Here is a 15,872-nt window from a genome sequence, read left to right on the forward strand (position 1 = left end):
GGATATTCTATGTCAGAAAAAATCTTTTTCGCAGGAACAGGAAACATGGGTGGTGCAATCCTCCGCGGTCTTTTGAAGGCCGGCACGGACGCCTCCACCATTTTCTTCTTTGACCCCTCCGACAAGGCCGCTGCAGAAGTCTCTGCTCTCGGCTGCGTTCGCGTGGCAAGCTTTGCCGAAGGCCTCGCCAAGGCAGACGTCACCTTCCTTTGCGTGAAGCCGCAGATTTTCAAGCTGGTTGCCGCCGAATGGAAGGCTGCTGCCGCTGCAGAAAAGTCCACCAAGACTTTCGTGAGCATCATGGCCGGCGTTACCCGCAAGGCCCTCATCGAAGTCCTTGGCGAAAAGAACCAGATTCTCCGCGTGATGCCGAACCTGCCGCTGACCGTCGGCAAGGGCTCCGTGGGCCTCGCTACGGACGGCGTTACTGAAGAAACGCTCGCCATCGCCGAAAAGATCTTTGGCAACATCGGCGTGACCTGCCGCGTGGCAGAATCCCTGATGGATGCCGTCACCGGTCTTTCGGGCAGCGCTCCCGCCTACGTCTTCGAATTCATCGAAGGCCTTACCCGCGGCGGCGTGAAAGCGGGCCTTACCCGCGATGTCGCTCTCAAGCTGGCTCTCGGTACCATCGAAGGCAGTGTTGAACTCGTGAAGCAGTCCGGCAAGAGCCCCAGCGACCTCTGCGCCATGGTCTGCTCTCCTGCTGGCACCACCATTGCAGGCATCAACGCCCTCGAAGAAGGCGCCTTCCGCAGCACGCTCATCAAGGCTGTCGTTGCAGGCACCGACCGCAGCAAGGAACTGGGAAAATAGCGGCTTCGCCGCAGTCGGTAGAACTTAGTTGGCAGAACTTAGAGATTTTTTTCTAAGTTCTAACTTCTAAGTTCTAAGTTCTAACAATGGCGACCATCAGTCTATACGCAAAAGAAAATGCAACGTCCTCGTTTATACAGGACGTTCTTTCGTCGGTAGATTATCCGGTTGACACTTTCCGCGAAATCCCGACAGCGGGCGCGATTCCACAAGTCCCGCTTGTCATTTGGGATCTAGATTCTTTTTCGACGCATAACTTGCAAATGCTCAAGGCGCTCCGCGAAAAATCTCCGGACACCTTGATTCTTGTTTACGCCGAAGCCCCCGAGCAATTCGGAGAAATATCCAACAAGCTTTACGACAGCATTCTTTCGGTGGAATCCCTAAAGCTCCACTTGATGTCGCAAATCGCAAAGCTTAAGGATATTCATACCGCGCGCCAGATTTTCAGGGAGCGCATGAGCCACCTGGTAGGTAAAAGCCCGGCCATGCAACAGCTTCGCAAAACCGTAGAACGCGCTATCGTGCATACAGGCCCCGTACTCATTGAAGGCGAAACCGGTGTCGGTAAAGAGCTAATCGCTCGCGCCGTCGGCTGCATGTACGAAAAGTTCATCACGGTCAACTGCAGCGCCATTCCCGAAAACCTGTTCGAAAGCGAACTTTTCGGACACACCCGTGGAGCATTCACGGGTGCTCAAAACGAACGCATCGGTCTTTTTGAGGCAGCCGACGGCGGCGCCATCTTCCTCGACGAAATTGGCGATATGCCCTTGCATGCCCAAGTCAAGCTCCTGCGCGTTTTGCAGAACAAGGAAATCCGCCCGCTCGGTTCCAACACCACCAAGCACATCGATGTTCGCATCATTGCGGCAACGAACAGGAACTTGCAGCAAGAGATTGCCGAAAAACGTTTCCGCGAAGACCTCTATTACCGTCTGAACGTGATTCCCATGCAAATCTCGCCGCTCCGCGACCGCAAAGAAGACATCGAAGACTTGGCGAATTACTTCATCCAGATTTACCAAGGCTCCGGCGAAAAGTTCACGCTTTCAAACGCCGCCCTCCGCAAGCTCCAAGAATACGACTGGCCGGGCAACATCCGCGAACTGGAGAACGTCATCCAGCGTGCGCTCTGCTTTACAAGCGCAGGCGCCCTGCAGCCCGAAGACCTTCACATCGATACCGTAAGCCCGGTTTCCTCTACAAGCGCCACCAAGCCGAATTCAACCAACCCGCATGCAAGCGACGTTTCCGAGAATCCTGCAGAAACCATCTCCGCATACGAAAACTTCAGGCAAATGCAGCTGGCGCAGGAGCGCGATTTCTTGATCAAGAAAATCCGAGAATGCAATGGTTCCGTCCGCGAAGCCGCACAAAAACTCGGGCTGTTCCGCACCGCCCTCTACAATCGCCTGAACCATTTAGGTGTAAACGTTAAAGATTTATAATCAAGCTTCGGTCCAGTCTAGCAGACCTTTAGCCCTTGCATCGCTCGCCCGCTCACAACGGGCGATTCCTTTTTCGATGACCATGATCCGGTCACAGTACTTTTCGGCATATTCCACAGAATGGGTCGACACCAGAATTCCCATGCCACGTTCTTTCGCCAGTTTTTGCAAAAGCGTAAACAGCTTGCGGCTGCGGGGAATATCCATAAAGGCATTCGGTTCATCGAGCAGCAGCACGTTTACCTGCTGGGCCACCGCCTGCGCCAAATATACGCGGCTCCGTTCGCCATCACTCAATTCCGTGAGCCAGCGGTCTTTGAATTTTTCAACCTCCAGCAAGGCGAGGGATTCGTTGACAAAGCGTTCATCTTCTTGACTGCGCCCGTCGAAAAGGCCTGCGTAAGGCATGCGGCCAAGACCCACGAATTCGCGCACCGTCATGCGGTCGCAAACGATACCGCCCATGCGCACCAGCGTTATGAACTTGGCGCGTTCGCGGGCCGTCCACTGCGATTTTCCCTGCAGTAAAACCGTGCCCGACACCGGCTGCAAAAGTCCGCATAAAGTCTTGAGGAAGGTACTTTTGCCCGAGCCGTTTTCGCCCAGCAAGGCAATCACCTCGCCCGCCTTCAGTTCAAAATTCACCGGAGTCACAAGCCCGACTGCATCGAAACGCTTGTCTTGCCTGTAGCCGATTACCAGGTTTTCACACTGGAGAAGCACCGTATTCATAGATTCATTCATCGGCGAAGTCCTCCACCGCGAACAATCACCCAGAGCACCACGGGAACGCCCACCAGGCTAAGCACCGCATTCAACGGGAATTTCGAAAACTGCGAAGCCGCCAAGCAAAGCACGACGCCGCACAAAGCCGATGCCGGCATCAAAACACGATGGTTGCTCGTTTTGAACAACATAAACGAAAGGTGCGGAACCGCAATTCCGACAAACGCAACCGGGCCGCAGAACGCTGTCGATGCCGCCGCCAAAAGCGAAGCCCCCAACAGCACCATCACGCGACCCTGGCGCACGTTCACGCCCAAGCCCTTTGCAAAATCGTCGCCCATTCTGGCGGCATTCAAATAACGAATCGACAGCGTCACAAGCACAAGGCCGACAACCGTACACAGCGCAAAAATCCAGATGCCATCGAAGGTCAGGCGGCCAAAGCTACCCATGCCCCAGGACACATACACACGCAAAGATTCCGCGTCGCTCCCCATAATCAAAAGGCTCACCAGGGCGTCAATAAAGTAGCCCATCAGGAGGCCCACAATCAAAAGGATTGTAGAATTTTCAAACCTCGAAGCCACAAACATCACAATCGCGGTCACCACCAGCGCACCGATGGCCGCCCCCGACAAGACTCCGAAATGACCGAAGGTGAATCCGGCCAACAGCGAAAGCGCAACGCCAAGGCTTGCTCCACTGCTGATGCCAAGCACAAACGGGCCCGCCAGTGGGTTCCTAAACAGGGTCTGCAACGAAAGACCCGCCACCGCCAGAGAAATTCCAGAGAGAACCGCCGCCACTAGTCGGGGCACCCGAATCTGCCAAAAAATGCGGGCTTCTACGGAATCGTAATGAGCGCCCTTAAAAGAAAGGTCAGACCACGACAGTCCGACCGCTCCAGAAAATAGAGTCAAATAAGAAAGGATGGCAATCAGGGCGATGAGCAGCGCAAATCCAACAAGGATTCTTTGATCGATGCTGCGCATCGCAAGCCCCCAAGAAGACCTTACTTTTTCTTCTTGTTCTGGGGCTGTGCCGCAGCCTGCTTCAATTCCGCAGTCTGCTTCGGATCGCGGATATAGAGTTCAGGCGGGATATTGTCGAATCCCTGCAGGGCATTGAGCCAGTTATCGTTCAGGTCGCGGAATTCCAACTTGTTCAAGTTATAACGCAGAGAGTCATTCACGATATCGAACGTGATGTAGTCCCAACGAACCACCTGACGATCCTTAAAGACTTCGCGGCTCACGAGAGACTGGTCGGAATCGAAACGGTAGCGGGCCTTGAACGTGTATTCACCCGTCATCTGGTAGCGACCGGAATCGGAGTAAGTGCGAGTAATACCGATTAGCGTATCGTTTGCGCCGAAGCGGAGTTCAGCATCGCGGAAAGCATGACCGTGAGCGATGATCGGAGTGCGCCAGACGCCCACCACCTGGTCTTTCATGCGCTTCTGGAGCACAGTGTCAATGCGCCAGTGGTCGAAGTTGCTCTTGTCGTAGCGAGCGCGCTGCACGTACTTACCCGTCTGGACCAACTTGCGGACGCTGTCGGCCTGAACTTTCGCAAGGCTATCTGCGTTACGAGGACCGACCGCCGGTGCCACATGGTTCATCGAATCAAGCTTAGCCTGAATCATTTCGTCGAGCGTTGCCGTAGCTCCACGCGGTGTGGCCACCACCTGGGATTCTACTTTAACGAGGTTTGCAGGTTGAGTTGCGGCAGGAGCCGTCTGTGCCAAAGGCATTCCTACGAAAGCCAAAGACAATAAAGAAATAATAATATGCTTATACATAGATACACTCATCATCGTAAATGTAGTTAAAGCGATATAAAAAAGGTAAGGATAACATACAAAAAAAGGCTATCTTTGGACTATGTTTGAAAAAACACTCGACTATTCCCAAGTTCCTTCCCCCTGTTTTGTTCTTGATGAGGCCAGACTGCGCCGTAATATGGAAATTCTGGACGATATCCAGAAGCGGGGAAACGTAAAAATCATTTGCGCCTTAAAAGGTTACAGTTTTTGGCGCTCTTTCCCCCTCATCGGCCAGTACCTAGCCGGTGCCACCGCCTCCAGTCTGAACGAAGCAAGACTCGCCAAGGAGGAAATGGGTAAAGAAGTCCACGTGTTCGCCCCCGTCTATGACGACGACGAAATCGACCAGATTCTCGCCTGCGCAGGCCACATTACCTTCAACAGCTTTAGCCAGTGGCAGCGTTTTAAAGGCAAGACTCTCGCCGCAGGTGTGAGCGCAGGAATTCGCGTAAATCCGCAATTTTCGACCGTCGAGACCGACCTGTACAACCCGTGCGGCAAGTTTTCGAGACTCGGCGTCACCGAAGCGGAGTTCAAACCGGAACTCTTGGACGGCATCGAAGGGCTCCATTTCCACGCTCTCTGCGAACAGGACGCCGACGCCCTGGAAGGCGTGCTGAAGGCCTTCGAGCAACATTTCGGCAAGTACCTGCCGCAAATGAAATGGGTGAATTTTGGCGGCGGCCACCACATTACCCGCAAGGATTACCACCGCGAAGAGCTCGTGCGCATTTTGAACGACTTCCACAGCCGCTATCCGCACCTCTCCGTTATCATGGAACCGGGTGAAGCCGTCGGGTGGCAGACGGGCGAACTGGTCGCCTCAGTCGGAGACATTGTCCACAACGAAATGGACATTGTCGTACTGAACGTATCGATCAGCGCACACATGCCGGACTGCCTCGAAATGCCGTACCGCCCCACCGTGACGGGTGCAGGCATGCCGGGAGAAAAGAGATTTACATACAAACTAGCAGGAAATTCCTGCCTCGCCGGCGACCAGCTCGGGGACTTTTCCTTTGTCGAACCGCTCAAGGTGGGCGACAAGATCATCTTTGAAGACATGATCCATTATACAATGGTCAAGACCACGTTCTTCAACGGGGTGCGTCACCCGAGTATCGGCAAGTTCGACGAACAGGGCAAATTCCATTTGCTCCACAAGTTTACTTACGAGCAGTTCAAGGAGAAGCTGTAATGCTTTTCCACAGCGAAGAAGAAACTTACAACTGGGCGGTTGAATTCGGACGCAGCCTGAAGCCGGGCGACAAGGTGGCTCTTTACGGCAACCTGGGCGCCGGCAAGACGGTCATCAGTCGCGGGGTCTGCAAAGGTCTCGGTTTCACGGGATCCGTCTGCTCCCCCACCTACACCATTCTGCACGAATACCCTAACAACCCGCCGATTTTCCACTTCGACCTTTACCGCCTGGACGGCGGCGCCGACTTGAACGAAGTCGGCCTCGACCCCGATTATCTGGAAAAAGGAATCAGCTTGATCGAATGGCCAGAACGCCTCGAAGACAACGACCCCGGTCTCACGCACAAGATTGAAATAAAAATCCTCTCGGAAACCGAGAGGGAAATCGAAGTCACAAACCTTTAAAAAAGAAAACCCGCCTGAACGGCGGGTTTTTCATTGTTTCTGCAAAAGGAGCTTACTTCTTGGCAGCGGCGGTATCGGCAACCGGTTCTGCAGCAGCTGCAGCGGCAACCTTGGCAGCTTCCTTTGCGGCCTGGACTTCGGCAATCTTCACGATTTCGTCCCATTCGCTCTTGTCGCCGGTGTAAAGGAGCATGGCGCCCTTGTATTCCGTCACGATCTTTGCGGCAGCGGCGGTATCGCCCTTGTCCAAAGCGTCATTGGCGCTAGTGAGCAAGTCTTTCTGGACATTGCGCATGTCCTCGATTTCTCCCAGACGGTTCTGACGGAGCACCTCCAAGGTATCGCTCACGAAAGCGAGATCCCAGGTAGCCTCGTAGCAGGATTCCACTTCGGCGAACTTGGAAGCGTCTTCGGCTGCGGCAGCGTACAAGGCGTCGCACTTGGCAAACGTTTCGGCGCAGTTGCGCTTCACGTACTGATAATAATGATAGCCGCCCACAATCAGGCCGATAATGACCAAAAGGAATACACCGTCTTGCCAGCCCATGATTGGGCCCGACGGGAGTCTCGGCTTTCCGTTGACGGTATCGCCCGCTTCCAGGCGTTCTTCGGCTTCGTCAAAGGGGCTTTTTCCATTCAAGAAACTGAACATGTTCTACCTACTTTTTTATACCTATTTTTTGGTGAGGGCCGCAAAGACCCGTGCATATAAATAAATCTGCTTGACCAAGCTTGCAAAACCATTCGAGCGCGTCGGCGAAAGTCCCACATTCAGGCCAATATCCTGAAAGAACTTCGGGTCCACTGCGAGAATGTCTGCAGGAGCCATGTCGTTATAAATCTTGAGCGCCAAGGCACCGAGCCCGCGGCTAATCAGCGGATTCGTGGTACCGCCTTCCACATCCATTTCAAAGTGAATCTTTGCGCCATCAAAACTCGGAACCAGGTACATGGTCGATGCACAACCCTGAATAATGAACTTTTCCGCCTTCAAGGCAGTGTCCATACCCTTGTGGGCGCGAGCCAAATCCAAGAGGAATTTCCACTTGTCATCGGGGTCGCTAAAGCTTGCAAACTTTTCGCGAACTTCGCTCAAACGCGCATCCATTAATTCGCTCATAAACCTACCGCAAGAAGGAACGCATCTTCCAAATCAAGGAAGGTGCAGCCCACAAAACATTAAAGAAAATACGGAACAGAGTCTGCTTTTCGCGTGGGAGCTTCGAAAGCTTGAAAGCCGCGCGGTCAAACTGCTTGTCGCTGATTTTATTGAAACCGACCTTGGCGCGAGCCACCTGCAGGTGTTTTTTGCCGAGGGCAGCCATCCAGCGGTCAAGAACCTTGGATTCAACGGCACTACGGTTTTCGTTCGGTTCGCCGAGCCATTCCTTGACCGATTCCGCGACAATCTTGCCGCACAAAAGCGATTCGACAATGCCCGAACGGCTAATGGGGTTCACGCAGCTAGCCGCATCGCCCGCCTTAAAGAGGCCGCACTTGGCCATGGGCTTTGTAGACTGGCCACAAGCGATCATGCCGCCATACACGGCCTTGACCTTTGCCTTCGGGTAATCGCGGGCAATAAAATCCAACAGTTTCTGACGCAGGGGGACCTTGTGATCCACATCCTTGCCGAGCACAAAGCCGATATTCACCTCGACGCCGTCGCGCGGGAAAATCCAGCCGTAGCCCGATTCAAATTCGGAACCGAAAAAGAGCTCGATATGTTCCTTGCTGTGTTCAATGCCTTCGGCCACCGCAAAAATGGCGGGTTCCAAATCGGTATCGCCCGATTCAATGCCCTTAAGGCAATCAATATTGCGAGTCAGCCTGCAGCTCGGGCCAGTCGCATCGACAACGGCCTCGGCAAACAAGGTTTCGATTTCGCCGCCGACCGACACCGTAATATTCCAGCCTTCTTCGGTCTTTTCAAGTTTCTTGATAACCGTGTCGTAGTGGCATTCCACGCCTGCAGACACGCAACCATCCGAAATGGAATGGTGGAACCGGGCGCGGTCCAGAATCAAGCCGCAGTCCTTGCTATAAAATTCAGCACGGTAACGCTTGGGCGAGGTAAAATAAATTCCAGAAAGAGTCCCGCGGACAAAGGAATCATCGACCGGCCAAAGGGAATTCAAGCGATCCTTGGATACCGCTTCGGCACAGAAAATAGGTTCTTTCCAGGGCTCTTTTTTGTCCAAAAGCAAAATCCGTCTGGTACCGGAGGTCAAGCGACCAAGGGTACAGGCAGCCATGAGACCGGCAGGACCGGCCCCGCAAACCACCACATCGTATCGATTTGAGGTAAAATTTGCCATTTCGGGGAACAAATTAGCATTTATTTATAAAGTTTTTTTCTTTTTTATTGTTAATTGGCAATTTTTTTAGTTATTTTAGAGCTATCCGTTATTTGGTTTATCCTTAAAAGGGAATGTATATGAATATGAAGAGTGTATCGAAGTTCGGCCTGTGCCTGTTGAGCGCACTTGCCCTCAACGTTTATGCCCAAGACAACTGGGCTGGTAAGGACCTGAACGTTTCTTTCAGTAACAAGCGTATTGACGGTTTCAACTTCAAGAATGCGAAAGCCGTCGCCCATACTACCGACTTCCGTCGTGCTACCGGTGAAGGTCCGACCTTCCAGGGCGCAAAGCTCAACGAAGTGTCTTTCCAGAACGCCGTGATTAGCGGAGCAAACTTCGAAGGTGCCGACCTTACCAAGGCAACCATTAGTGGTGCCGACATCCGTAGCTCTTCGTTCGATGGCGCCAACATGGAAGAAGCCAACCTCTACCGTGCAACGCTTCTCGACAGTAACTTCCCGAAAGTGAATTTCAAGAACGCACGTCTCGACGCTATGAAGGTGTCCGACAACGCTGACTTCAGCAAGTCCGACCTCACCCAGGCGTCCGTCATGGATGTGGACCTTACCGCTGCAGACTTCAGCAAGGCCAACCTGACCCGTGCAAACTTCTCCCGTTCCTTGATGGCTAACAGCGACCTCCGCAAGGCCACCATCGTGAAGACCGACTTTACCGCTTGTAACCTGATTGCCGCCAACTTCAAGGGCGTCGACCTCGTCGACGTGAACTTTGCCAAGGCTGGTCTTTCCCAGGCCAACTTCAGCGGTGCAGAATTCAAGAACGTGAACCTGCAGGACGCTGACCTTTCCTTGACGACCTTCAATGACGTCGACCTTTCCAAGACTCAGCTCCAGAAGGCCAAGTTCGCCCAGTCCACCGTGAAGAACATGAAGTTCGACGGTCAGGACCTGACCGGCGTGATCTTCGACAAGGGCTCCGTCTCCAAGAGCTCGTTCGCAAAGACCAAGCTTTCCAAGGCATCCTTCTACGATACCGAAGTGAGCAAGAACGCTTTCCAGAACGCAGAACTTCTGAAGGCTGTGTTCGACGGTGCCTACGTTCGTAAGAACATCTTCGACAAGGCTGACCTCACCAAGGCCAACTTCGCCAACTCCACCATCGAACGTTCCGACTTCATTCTCGCCCAGCTCAACGGTGTAAGCTTTGCCGGTGCTAAGCTCATCAAGGTGAACTTCACCAACGCCAACATGCAGGGCATCAAGATTGACGCCGACACCAAGATGGAAGACGTAGACTTCTCCGGTGCAAACCTCGAAGGCGCCAAGATCGAAAAGTTCACCGCCAAGAAGGTAATCTACGACAACAAGACCCAGTTCCCGTCCGGCTTTGACCCGCGTCAGTACGGCTTCACCAAGCGTGGTGAAAAGGCCGCCGACATCAAGGTCGAAGGCAGTGGTTCTTCTCCGAAGAAGAAGAGAAAGAAAAAAGCCGCTGACGACGAAGACTAGTCTAGAACCTTAACGGATTTAAGAAGCCTCGGTGAAAACCGAGGCTTCTTTTAGTGGGTTGGTTACTTGCGGTCCATCAGCCAGTTCACGGCTTCGGAGAGGGTGTGGACCTGAACAATCTTCATGCCGGAGGTGTTTTCGGGCAGGCGACCGCCCGCAGGCACTACGGCCTCGGTGATTCCCAGGCGGCGGGCTTCCTTGAGCCGCTGTTCCAGCAGGCTCACGGAGCGGACCTCGCCGGACAGTCCCAATTCACCGATGACAATGCACTGGCGGCCTAGCGGAATCGCGAGGTGGTTGCTGGCAATAGCAAGAGCCAGGGCGAGGTCCGATGAAGTGTCGGAGACCTTCAGCCCGCCGGCAATGGAAGCAAAAACGTCTGAGGCTCCGACCACTACCCCGCCGAATTTTTCGAGCAAGGCAAGGATAATCGTAAGCCTCTTCGGGTCGATTCCTGCCGCCACGCGCTGGGGAACGGCAAACGTGGTCGAACTCACGAGTGCCTGCGTTTCAAAAAGCATGGCGCGCGTGCCTTCAAGCGTACAGCAGACCACACTCCCGGGCGTCGGCGGAACGTTTTCTTGCAAGAACACCCGGCTCGGGTTTTCCACCGGAGAAAGCCCGTGCCCGGTCATCTCGAACACGCCGATTTCATCGGTCGCGCCAAAGCGGTTCTTGATGGTGCGGAGAATGCGGTACTGATGATTGCGGTCACCTTCAAAATACACGACGGTGTCGACCATGTGTTCCAAAATGCGCGGGCCCGCGATCTGGCCATCCTTGGTCACATGCCCGATCAGAATCGTGATGCAGCCCGTATTCTTGGCAAAGACCATCAGGTCGAGCGTACATTCGCGCAGCTGCGTGGCGCAGCCCGGAGTGCCCGACAAGTCACTCTTGTAGACCGTCTGGATAGAATCAATTACGAGCACTTGCGGCTTGAGTTCCTGCGCCTGCTGCAAGATTTTTTCGAGGCTAGTTTCGCAGAGTAAAAGCATGTCGGAGCCCGCGACATTCAAGCGTTCACTGCGGAGCTTGACCTGAACCGCGCTCTCTTCGCCGCTTACATAAAGCGTCTTGACGCCGGCGGCTGTCATGGTGGCGAGTGTCGATAACACAAGCGTGGACTTACCGATGCCCGGATCGCCACCAATGAGCACCAGGGAACCTGGTGCAAGCCCGCCCCCCAGCACGCGGTCAAATTCGGCATTGGCGGAGCTCAGCCGCCGCGTATCCTCGGTCGCGACATCCTTGAGCGGAACCACCTTGTGCACCGGGCCACCCAAGCCGCGAGAGGCTCGACCGCCCTCGAGAATATTTTCGACCACGTGTTCCTTGAGGCTGCTCCATGCACCGCAGAACGGGCACTTGCCCGCCCACTTAGGCGTGGTGTTGCCGCATTCGGTGCAAAGGAACTCAATTTCTTTTTTCGCTTTCGACTTATTTAGTGCTACCATGTGCACTAATATAACAAAATGCGTCTGACACAAATTGTCAAACGCACGCAAATGCACAAAAAAGCACTAAAGTAATTACGGTATTTTCGTCAAAGGAAAGTCAAACTGGATAGAGCGCGGGGTCGCAAATTTTTCGAAAGCGATTTCGTAACAGAAGTTCTTTTCGTCTACCGCCTTCACGATTCCCATGCCAAAGATTTTATGCACCACGCGGTCGCCCTCGTCAAACTCGGCTGAAGGAGCCTTCTTTACAAGTCCAAGGCTTTCGTCGCTCAAAAATTCGCGGTCGCGATCGATGTTTGCGATGTAGGCTTTCGCGGCCTCGAGAAAATCTTCTGAAATGCCGCGGGCGATGTTCAAACCGCCCATATCCATTTCGAGCAGGAATCTGGACGGGTAGCGGGTTCCACTTTCGCCCGCAACGCCATCTTCGGCATCGCTTAAACAAAGTACATTCTCGGCGCGGGTAAATGCTACATAGGCCAGGCGGCGTTCTTCTTCCAGCTGGATTTTGTTCTGTACGCGCTTGACCGGAAAGAAGCCTTCGTTTAAGCCGCATACGAATACATACGGGAATTCCAAGCCCTTCGCGTTGTGAATCGTCATGAGTTGCACGCGGTCTTTTTCTTCCGTGTCTTCGTCGGTGTTCGTGAACAGCACGATGTTCTGCAAGTATTCATCTAGCGAGGCGTCTTCTTCGTAGTAATTCTCGAATTCCAGAATGCCCTGCTTGAGTTCCGCCAGATTGTCCAGGCGGTCTTCGTCGCCGTCTAGACGCAACATTTCTTCGTACTTGGTTTCGCGCAGGATTTTCGCGAGGACTTCGGAGACGCTCATGTCCTTGTAGCGGGAACGGTACTTTTCAATCAGCTTCACGTATTCGACCACATTGCTCCGGGCCAGGAATCCCTTGCAGTCGAAATCGATTTTTTGATTTTCATCGCCGACAGAAGAAAGTTCCGCCTGCGACGATACATCGGCCGCCACATTGTTCAAAAGGCCCGCCTCCGAAACGATTTCAAGCAGAGCCTCGTAAAGCCCGACTCCGCGGGCATCGGCAAAGGCCTGCAATGTCGCAATTTTCTTCGGGCCGAACTGGCGCTTGGGCGTATTCACCGTACGTACAAACGACAAATCATCGGCGTACACCAGCATTCGCAAGTAGCAAATGACATCCTTGATTTCTTTGCGCTGGTAAAAGCCGACGCCGCTGTAAACCTTGTAAGGGATGTTTTCGGCCATCAAGGCTTCTTCTACAGAGCGCGACTGCGAGTGCATGCGATAAAGTACCGCAATATCCTTGTAATGGGCTGCGCTTTGCACGGCATTCTGGATTTGTTCTACAATCCATTTGGCCTCTTCGCGGGTGTTCTTGGCGTGGTAAAAGACAGGCGTCTTGCCGCCGACACGCTTTGGCCTTAAGACTTTTTCGATTCGGAACTTGTTGTTCTTGATGACCGCATCCGGCACCTTCAAAATGCTGGGCGTAGAACGGTAATTGTTTTGCAGCAAAATCGTCTTGGTGTTTTCGTGAGTCTTGTCAAATTCCAGAATGCGATTGACATCGGCTCCGCGCCAGCCGTAAATAGTCTGGTCCGGGTCGCCTACCACAAAAAGGTTCTTGTGGTAGCTCGCCAGCAAATCCGCCAGCTGGTACTGCTGACCGTCGATATCCTGGTATTCGTCGACCATGATGTACATCATGCGCTTGCGCCACTTGTCGAGCTGTTCCGGAAAATTTTCGAGAATGTACAGCGTCGAAAGAATCAGGTCGTCAAAGTCCAGCGCGTAATTCTTTTTCTGCTCGTAAAGGTAGCGGTAATAAACCCGCATCCACTTGTCATCGGCCGCTTCCGAAAGCGCGAGCAAATGATCTTTAGTAGTCAAGCCTTCTGACGGCAGTTCCGCAAACAGCGAGACGTAATTGATGTCGGCCGCCTTACGGCCCCCAATGTAGTCGATGACGCTGCTGATTTTCAAGTCTTTAAGCGAGTAACCCAAATCGGCGTAAGCCTTGTGCAAAAGGGACTTCTGGTCGTCTTCGTCCAGAATCATGAATTCTTTCGGGTAGTTCAGCACATGGATTTCTTCGCGCAAAAACCGCACGCAAAAGCCGTGGAACGTAGAAATGTAGCCGCTATCATCGCCGCCCAACACCGTGCGAATACGCTTTTTCATTTCGTTCGCGGCCTTGTTGGTAAACGTGACGCAAAGGATGTTCGACGGCGAAATGCCCATCTCTTTCACCAGGTACAGGTAACGCTGGGTCAGTGTCCGGGTCTTACCGGAGCCCGCTCCTGCCACCACACGCACAAAACCCTCGGTGGTTTCTACCGCTTCCCGCTGCTCCAAATCCATATTTTCTAGGGCCATGTGCACCTCGTTACATAGTGAACATTTGTTTTACTGCACAAAAATATAGTATTTTTAGGACAATAGTGTTATAGCCCCCTGAAATCTAAGCACAAGAAATAGCTACAATCAGAGCCAAAATCAAAAAAGAACACAACATTCCCCAAAATAGAGTATATTTTAAGCAAACACTCGAGGTGTATATGGGAGCAAAGTTCTTATTGTCTTTAGGGCTAGCCCTGTCGGCGGCTCAAGCGTTCGGTGCCGTGTATTACGTGGCAACCGACGGCAATGACAATGCGGCGGGCACAAAGGAGAAGCCCTTCGCAACCCTCAACAAGGCAAACAAGGTGGTGACCGCAGGCGATACCGTCTGGATTCGCGGTGGCGTGTACGACCTGCACGATACGGTGTTTTTTGCGCGCTATCAAATGACGGCGGGCATTCTCTTGACAGCGAGCGGCGAGAGCGACGATAACCGCATTCATTATCTTGCCTATCCGGGAGAGCGTCCGGTTTTTGACGGGGCGAACCTTCCGGTGGCTATCGGCAGGGAGTATAGCGATGGCACGCCTGCGGGTGCGATGTACACGTCGCCTATCGTGATTTCGGCGAAGTTCCTGCATTTGAAGGGGTTTGAGGTTCGCAATACGCCCATGAAGCATAATTCAAATTCGGGTGTGTTTCTGTATGCGAGCAAGCACATTTTTCTAGAAGAGATGGATAGCCACCACAATGCGGGCCCGGGGTTCTTTGCGAACGACGGTGCTGCAGATGGCGGCGGGCACATTTTTTTGAATTGCGATGCCCACGACAATTACGACCCTACGGGTTGGCAGGGCGATGGCGAAAATGCGGACGGTTTCGGTGCGCATTACCAGAGGCCGGGCGAGGGCGATACCACCAAGTTTATTGGGTGTCGCGCCTGGTGGAACAGCGACGACGGTTTCGATTTTATCAACCAGGAATTCCCGGTGGTTCTGGAGAACTGCTATGCCATGGGGAATGGCTACAGCGATTACGGGCGCGGGAACCCGAAAAATGGAAACGGTTACGGAATCAAGATGGGCCAGAGCACGTATGGCACCGGACATCATATCATTAAGTATTGCGTCGCTTGGAATAATAAATCTTCGGGCTTTTACGCGAACTACACCAATGCCGGCAGCCAGTGGCTCAACAACACGGCCTACATGAACAAGGACCGTTCTTTTAGCATGGCATCGACGCTCTACGCCGAAGACGGCAAAACTCGCCTTGCCGAGGTGGCCCCGCTTACGGGCGACAACGCGCATGTTATGAAGAACAATATCGCCTTTCCGAATAAGCTTTCGCAAATCGGAACCTGCTGGGAAAAGATTTCGAGCCAGAACATCGACCACTACGTGGATTGCCCGGCGGGTGAAAACAACACTTGGAATTTAAATCTCGATTTGACCGAAGACGACTTTGTGAGTCTCGATGACCCGAGCATGACCGTGACCGGCAAGGACCTCTCGACGATTCCGGGAATCTTGGGCCCGCGTAATGCCGACGGCAGCCTGCCCGATGTGGACTTCTTGAAACTCAAGGAAGGGAGCCGCGCCCTAGAATTAGGCTTGGGAGCGTATCAATACAGCTATTCTATAACCCCGATAGCCAAAAAATTCCGGAATCCAACGAACCCACTCATGGCCCCCAGAGCCCCCGCGAAGACATTTGATTTACAAGGCCGCTACTTGGGCAATTCCAGGCGCAACAAAGCGCCCCGTTATTTCATAACAAAGTAACAAAAATCACCTCCCGATTGCGTTTTCACGCCTTTGTAA

General features: G+C 53.2%; 14 protein-coding genes. 6 read left to right on the top strand and 8 right to left on the bottom strand.

Translation table 11 applies throughout. From position 1 onward, the window contains the following. Nucleotides 1-9 precede the first annotated feature (9 nt). Both proC and B7989_RS09380 read left to right on the top strand, forming a co-directional pair. Nucleotides 10-816 (top strand): pyrroline-5-carboxylate reductase, encoded by an 807-nt coding sequence (gene proC, locus B7989_RS09375; RefSeq protein ID WP_072800764.1) that lies wholly within the window; start codon nt 10-12, stop codon nt 814-816. A gap of 86 nt (nt 817-902) precedes the next feature. Further along, on the top strand, nt 903-2,267 hold the full coding sequence (locus tag B7989_RS09380) for a sigma-54-dependent Fis family transcriptional regulator (RefSeq protein WP_088628238.1): 1,365 nt from the start codon (nt 903-905) through the stop codon (nt 2,265-2,267). On the opposite strand, the gene B7989_RS09385 is transcribed toward B7989_RS09380, so the two are convergent. Genes B7989_RS09385 through B7989_RS09395 form a run of 3 tightly spaced genes read right to left on the bottom strand, consistent with a single transcriptional unit; the run spans nt 2,268 to nt 4,794 of the window. Beyond that, a complete protein-coding gene (locus B7989_RS09385; protein WP_088628239.1) occupies nt 2,268-3,011 on the bottom strand; it encodes an ABC transporter ATP-binding protein in 744 nt (247 codons plus the stop codon). After that, nucleotides 3,008-3,985 carry an iron ABC transporter permease gene (locus B7989_RS09390; protein WP_088628240.1) on the bottom strand — a complete coding sequence of 326 codons (978 nt, stop codon included), beginning with the start codon at nt 3,983-3,985 and terminating at the stop codon, nt 3,008-3,010. Before B7989_RS09390 ends, B7989_RS09385 begins: the two co-directional genes overlap by 4 nt. A gap of 20 nt (nt 3,986-4,005) precedes the next feature. Continuing rightward, on the bottom strand, nt 4,006-4,794 hold the full coding sequence (locus B7989_RS09395) for a hypothetical protein (protein ID WP_144265013.1): 789 nt from the start codon (nt 4,792-4,794) through the stop codon (nt 4,006-4,008). A gap of 82 nt (nt 4,795-4,876) precedes the next feature. Here B7989_RS09395 and nspC point away from each other — a divergent pair, with 82 nt between their 5' ends. Both nspC and tsaE read left to right on the top strand, forming a co-directional pair. Further along, nucleotides 4,877-6,016 (top strand): carboxynorspermidine decarboxylase, encoded by a 1,140-nt coding sequence (nspC, locus tag B7989_RS09400; RefSeq protein ID WP_088628242.1) that lies wholly within the window; start codon nt 4,877-4,879, stop codon nt 6,014-6,016. Then, nucleotides 6,016-6,423, top strand: a complete 408-nt coding sequence (gene tsaE, locus B7989_RS09405; RefSeq protein ID WP_088628243.1) for a tRNA (adenosine(37)-N6)-threonylcarbamoyltransferase complex ATPase subunit type 1 TsaE — start codon at nt 6,016-6,018, stop codon at nt 6,421-6,423. Before nspC ends, tsaE begins: the two co-directional genes overlap by 1 nt. Before the next feature lie 52 nt (nt 6,424-6,475). Here tsaE and B7989_RS09410 read toward each other — a convergent pair whose 3' ends face one another. The 3 genes from B7989_RS09410 to B7989_RS09420 are packed head-to-tail and all read right to left on the bottom strand — an operon-like array spanning nt 6,476 to nt 8,741. After that, on the bottom strand, nt 6,476-7,075 hold the full coding sequence (locus tag B7989_RS09410; protein ID WP_088628244.1) for a hypothetical protein: 600 nt from the start codon (nt 7,073-7,075) through the stop codon (nt 6,476-6,478). A gap of 21 nt (nt 7,076-7,096) precedes the next feature. Next, entirely contained in the window at nt 7,097-7,543 is a 447-nt protein-coding gene (locus tag B7989_RS09415) for a SufE family protein (protein ID WP_088628245.1), read from the bottom strand. Nucleotides 7,544-7,547: 4 nt separating this feature from the next. After that, entirely contained in the window at nt 7,548-8,741 is a 1,194-nt protein-coding gene (locus tag B7989_RS09420; RefSeq protein ID WP_088628268.1) for an NAD(P)/FAD-dependent oxidoreductase, read from the bottom strand. A gap of 119 nt (nt 8,742-8,860) precedes the next feature. Here B7989_RS09420 and B7989_RS09425 point away from each other — a divergent pair, with 119 nt between their 5' ends. Beyond that, complete coding sequence (locus tag B7989_RS09425; protein ID WP_088628246.1) at nt 8,861-10,255, top strand: pentapeptide repeat-containing protein; 1,395 nt, start codon at nt 8,861-8,863, stop codon at nt 10,253-10,255. A 62-nt stretch (nt 10,256-10,317) separates the two neighbouring features. On the opposite strand, the gene radA is transcribed toward B7989_RS09425, so the two are convergent. Together radA and B7989_RS09435 are read right to left on the bottom strand one after the other, a co-directional pair. Beyond that, nucleotides 10,318-11,712: a DNA repair protein RadA gene (gene radA, locus B7989_RS09430; protein WP_088628247.1), complete on the bottom strand. Its 1,395-nt coding sequence runs from the start codon at nt 11,710-11,712 to the stop codon at nt 10,318-10,320. A gap of 75 nt (nt 11,713-11,787) precedes the next feature. Continuing rightward, nucleotides 11,788-14,085 carry an ATP-dependent helicase gene (locus B7989_RS09435; protein ID WP_088628248.1) on the bottom strand — a complete coding sequence of 766 codons (2,298 nt, stop codon included), beginning with the start codon at nt 14,083-14,085 and terminating at the stop codon, nt 11,788-11,790. 182 nt (nt 14,086-14,267) lie between these two features. Between B7989_RS09435 and B7989_RS09440 the strand changes: the two genes are divergently transcribed. Continuing rightward, nucleotides 14,268-15,833: a right-handed parallel beta-helix repeat-containing protein gene (locus B7989_RS09440; protein WP_088628249.1), complete on the top strand. Its 1,566-nt coding sequence runs from the start codon at nt 14,268-14,270 to the stop codon at nt 15,831-15,833. Nucleotides 15,834-15,872 lie beyond the last annotated feature (39 nt).

Source organism: Fibrobacter sp. UWB5 (genome assembly GCF_002210295.1).
GTDB lineage: Bacteria > Fibrobacterota > Fibrobacteria > Fibrobacterales > Fibrobacteraceae > Fibrobacter.